Consider the following 5,399-nt stretch of genomic DNA (forward strand, 5'->3'; position numbering starts at 1 on the left):
GGTGCGCTGTCGTTGCCGGATGCGGCGCGCATCGTGGCGGTGCGCAGTCAGTTGGTGCGTGACCGGTTGGCGGGGCTGGGCGGGATGATGTCGGTGGCGCTGCCGGTGGAGCGCGTCGAAGAGCTGATCACCCCGTATGAGGGCCGGATCTCGGTTGCGGCCGTCAACGGCCCGGCTGCCGTGGTGGTCGCCGGTGAACCGGAGGCCCTGGACGCCGTGATGGCGGTGTGCGAGCGCGAGGAGATCCGGGCCCGTCGGGTCAACGTCGACTACGCGTCCCACACCGCACACGTCGAGGCACTGGAAGCGGAGCTCCTGGAGACGCTGGCGCCGGTGGTCCCGACGGCGGGGAAGGTCCCCGTGTACTCCACGGCGGTCGGCGCGTTCGTCGACACCGCCACCATGGACGCCGCGTACTGGTACACCAGCCTGCGCAGCCCGGTCGGCTTCGAGCCCGCCATCCGCGCGCTCATCGACCACGGCACCGGGTGCTTCCTGGAGATGTCCCCGCACCCCGTGCTCACCATGGCGGTCGAGGAGACCGTCGAGGCACGGGACGCGACGGGCCGCGTGGCCGTGGCGGGTTCGCTCCGCCGGGACGAGGGCGGCCTCAGCCGGTTCTGGCTGTCGCTGGGTCAGGCTCACACCGCCGGTGTCGGCGTGGACTGGAACGCGGTGTACGCCGGAACGGGCGCTCGCCGGGTGGACCTGCCCACCTACGCCTTCCAGCGCGAGAACTACTGGCTGATGCCGTCGGCGCGGGCCGGTGATGTGGGTGCGGCCGGTCTCGATCAGGTCGAGCACCCCGTGCTGGCCGCCGCCGTGCAGGTCGGTGACCGCGACGAGTGGGTGTTCACCGGCCGCCTCTCCGCCGAGGCGCAGCCGTGGCTGCGCGACCACGTCGTCCTGGGCGTGATGATCGTGCCCGGTACGGCCTGGGTGGACCTGGCGATGGCCGCCGGCCGCCGGGTGGGTGCGCCCGTGGTGGACGAACTGGTGATGGAGTCCCCGCTGCTGCTGGAGGAAGGGACCACCGCACAACTGCGCGTCACCGTCGGTACGGCCGGTGACGACGGCCGCCGTGAGGTGATGGTCTTCGCGCGGACCGGTGCCGGTGACGACGCCGGGATGACCTGCCACGCCCGTGGCTGGCTGGCCGCCGAGGACGCCGCGGCGGTGTCGTCGTGGCTTCCGGCGCAATGGCCGCCCGCCGACGGGGTGGAGATGACCGGAAGCGTGCTGTACGCGGGGATGGCCGAGCTCGGCTTCGACTACGGGCCGGTGTTCCAGGGTGTGCGCACCGCCTGGCGCGTCGGCGACGTGGTGTACGCCGACGTGGCGCTGCCGGGTGACACCGGCGGTGAGGGCTTCGGTCTCCATCCGGCCCTGTTCGACGCGTCGTTGCACGGCGCCTTCGCCGAGAAGGGCTCGGACGGCGGGGCGACGATCCTGCCGTTCTCCTGGTCGAAGGTGTCCGGTGGGCGTCCGGGACTGTCCCGGGTCCGGGTGCGGATCTCGCCCGCGGGTGACACGGCGCTGCGCGTGGACGTGGTGTCCGAACAGGGCGAGCCGGTGCTGACGCTGGAGCGCCTGGACATGCGTCAGGTCGAACCCGCCCAGCTGGAGCGGTTGCGCCGGGGCGGCGGCCAGTCGGTGTACCAGCTCGACTGGACCCCGGTGACCCTGGGCGCGAACCGGTCCGCACGGGTCGCGGTGCTCGGCGACCTGGCCGAACCCGAGCGGTCCGTGGCCGATCTGGAACGGGCCGTGGCCGACGGCGCCCCCGCGCCGGAACTGGTCCTGGCCACGGTCGACACCCGGGACGGCGAGGTGGCCGGGGCCGCCCGCGAAGCCACCGCCGAGGCACTGGCGCTGGTGCAGCGGTGGCTGGCGAGCGAATGGCTGGGCGAGGCCCGGCTGGTCGTCGCCACCCGCGGTGCCGTCGACGCCCTCGGTGGCGAAACTCCCGACCCGGTCCAGGCGGCGGTCTGGGGTCTGCTGCGCAGCGCCCAGTCCGAACACCCCGAGCGGTTCGTACTGGTGGACCTCGACGGCCGCGAGCCCGACTGGGGCACGCTGTGCGACGCGGAGGAGCCGCAGCTCGCCGTGCGCGACGGCCGGGTGCTGGCACCGAGGCTGTCCCGTGGGTCCGCCGGTGAGTCGGCGACCGCGTTCGACCCCGAGGGCACGGTGGTGATCACCGGTGGTACGGGTGGCCTCGGCGCCGTGTTCGCCCGGCACCTCGCCACCACCCGTGGCGTCCGTCATCTGCTGCTGCTCAGCCGCCGCGGCCCGGAGGCCGAAGGTGCCGCCGAGCTGGTGGCCGAACTGGATGCCCTGGGCTGCCACGCACGGGTCGCCGCATGCGACGTGTCCGACCGCGACCAGCTGGCTGCCGTACTCGGCGCCCTGGAGCACCCGCTGACCGGTGTGGTGCACACCGCGGGTGTGCTGGACGATGGTGTGGTCGAGGCGCTGACGCCCGAGCACATCGAGCGGGTCATGCGGCCGAAGGTGGACGCGGCGTGGCATCTGCACGAGCTGACCGCCGACGCCGATCTCTCCGCGTTCGTGCTGTTCTCCTCGGTGTCCGCCCTCATCGGCAGCCCCGGCCAGGGCAACTACGCCGCCGCGAACGCCACTTTGGACGCGCTGGCCGGGGTCCGGCGGGCCGCGGGACTGCCCGCCACCTCGCTGGCCTGGGGCCTGTGGTCGGACGCGGGCATGGCCGCCCGCCTGGACGAAGCCGAGTTCGCCCGACTGGAGCGCATGGGCATCAGCGCGCTCACCGCCGGGACCGGCCCCGCGCTGTTCGACCAGGCACTGGACGTGGACGCCGCCGTGGTGGCCCCCGTCCTGCTGGAGACGACCGCGCTGCGCGCCCAGGCGCGCGCCGGAATGCTCCCGCCGCTGCTGCGCGGCCTGGTCAGGGCCCCGGCCCGGGTGGTCGACACCGGTGCGGGAGCGCTCGCACAGCGTCTGGCCGGAGTGCCGGAGGCGGACCGGGGACGGGTCGTCCTCGAACTGGTACAGGCCCAGGTGGCCGCCGTACTCGGCCACGCGTCGGCCGCGTCCATCGAGCCGGAGCGGGCGTTCAAGGACATCGGCTTCGACTCGCTGAGCGCGGTGGAGCTGCGCAACCGGCTCGCCCAGGCCACGGGGGTGCGACTGCCCGCCACGCTCGTGTTCGACCACCCCACACCGGCCGCGGTCGCCGAGCTCGTGCTGTCGGAGGTCGGCGGCGGGGAACAGGCCGAACCCCTCATCGACCAGGAGATGAGGAAGCTGGAGGACATGCTCGCCACGAGCTCCGCGGATGAGCAGCAGCGGGTGGCCAAGCGCCTGCGCACCCTGCTCTCCGGTATCAGCGCCAGTGCCGTGGCCACCGCGGGAGACGGCGGTCAGGGCGACAAGAAGCAGAACGCCAAGGAGCGGATCGAGGCGGCCACCACGGCCGAGGAGATCTTCCAGATGATCGATGTGGAGTTGGGCGACGCGTGACGGGGGACACAGGAATGACGGAGAACATCGATCAGCAGGAAAAGCTCGTCCGCTACCTCAAGAAAGTCGCGGTCGAACTCAACGAGACCCGAGCGCAGTTGGAGGAGGTCGAGTCCCGGGCGACCGAACCGCTGGCCATCGTTGGCATGAGCTGCCGTTACCCGGGTGGGGTGACCTCGCCCGAGGAGCTGTGGGAGCTGGTGGCCTCGGGGCGTGACGCCATCACCGGACTGCCCGACGACCGCGGCTGGGACCTGGAACGGCTCTACGACCCGGACCCCGAGCAGACGGGCAAGGTCTACGCCCGGGGCGGCGGTTTCGTGGACCGCATCGGGGAGTTCGACGCGGAGTTCTTCGGGATCAGCCCGCGCGAGGCGACGGCCATGGATCCGCAGCAGCGGTTGCTGCTGGAGGCGTCATGGGAGGCGTTCGAGGACGCCCGTATCGACGTGACCTCGCTGCGCGGCTCCGACACCGGTGTCTACTGCGGCCTCAGCGTCACGGACTACGGCATGGGGCCGGAGAAGGACGTGGCCCAGGTGGAGGGCTTCCAGCTCACCGGTGGCGCGGCCAGCGTCTCGTCCGGCCGGATCTCCTACCTCCTCGGCCTGGAGGGCCCGGCGGTGTCGGTGGACACCGCGTGCTCCTCCTCGGCCGTCGCACTGCACATGGCCGTGCAGGCCCTGCGGGCGGGTGAGTGCTCGCTCGCCCTCGCCGGTGGTGTGACCCTCATGCCCAGCCCGTTCATGCTGCGGGAGTTCAGCCGTCAGCGCGGTCTGTCGACGGACGGCCGCTGCCGCGCGTACGCGGCGTCGGCGGACGGCACCGGCTTCTCCGACGGGCTCGGCATGGTGGTGCTGGAGCGGCTGTCGGACGCGAAGCGCAACGGCCGCCGCATCCTCGGCCTCATCCGGGGCACCGCGCTCAACCAGGACGGTGCGAGCAACGGTCTGACCGCGCCGAACGGCCCCTCCCAGGAGCGGGTCATCCGACAGGCTCTGGCCAGTGCCGGGCTGCGTCCGTCCGATGTGGACGCGGTCGACGGCCATGGAACGGGTACCAAACTGGGCGACCCGATCGAGGCCCAGGCGCTGCTGGCCACCTACGGCCGGGACCGTGACGGGGACCCGCTGTGGCTGGGCTCCATCAAGTCCAACATCGGTCACACCTCGGCCGGAGCGGCCGTCGCGGGTGTGATCAAGATGGTGATGGCGATGCGGCACGATCTGCTGCCGTCGACCCTGCACGTGGACGAGCCGTCGCCGCACGTGGACTGGGAGTCCGGCCGTGTCGAGCTGCTGACCGAGGCCCGGAAGTGGGCGCCGGCCGACGGTCGTCCGCGTCGTGCGGGTGTGTCGTCGTTCGGTGTGAGCGGCACCAATGCGCACATCATCGTGGAGGAGGCCCCGGTCGAGGAGCCGGTGGCCGGGGAGCGCACCGCGTCCGAGGCTCCGCTGCCGGTCGTGGTCTCCGCCCGGACGGACACGGCGCTGCGTGCACAGCTGGAGCGGCTGCGTGCGCATCTGGTCTCCCGGCCGGAACTCTCGCTGGTGGACACCGCGTACTCGCTGGTGACATCACGGGCGCTGCTCGACCGTCGTGCGGTGGTGGTCGCGACGGACCGTGATGAGCTGTTGGCACGCCTGGCCGATGTGGCGCCGGAGTCCGGTGTCGCGGGGCAGACCGCGTTTTTGTTCACGGGGCAGGGTTCGCAGCGTTCGGGGATGGGTCTGGAGTTGGCCGGGGTGTTCCCGGTGTTCGACCGCACCTTGGATGAGGTGTGTGCTGAGCTGGATCCGCGTTTGGGTCGTTCGGTGCGGGAGCTGCTGGGCGCTGAGGCTGCGGTGTTGAACTCGACGGAGTTCACGCAGGTGGTGTTGTTCGCGGTGGAGGTGGCG

Annotated in this window: 2 protein-coding genes; both read left to right on the forward strand. The window is 72.1% G+C overall.

Annotated elements, in window-relative coordinates; translation table 11 throughout:
- A partial coding sequence (locus tag AC07FT_RS36220; protein ID WP_479180420.1) for a type I polyketide synthase occupies positions 1-3,501 on the forward strand: 3,501 nt, incomplete at its 5' end.
- 14 nt (positions 3,502-3,515) lie between these two features.
- Positions 3,516-5,399, forward strand: a 1,884-nt coding sequence (locus tag AC07FT_RS36225; protein WP_479180421.1) for a type I polyketide synthase, incomplete at its 3' end; no start/stop codon positions are given.

It is taken from the genome of Streptomyces sp. NPDC045899 (assembly GCF_056431485.1).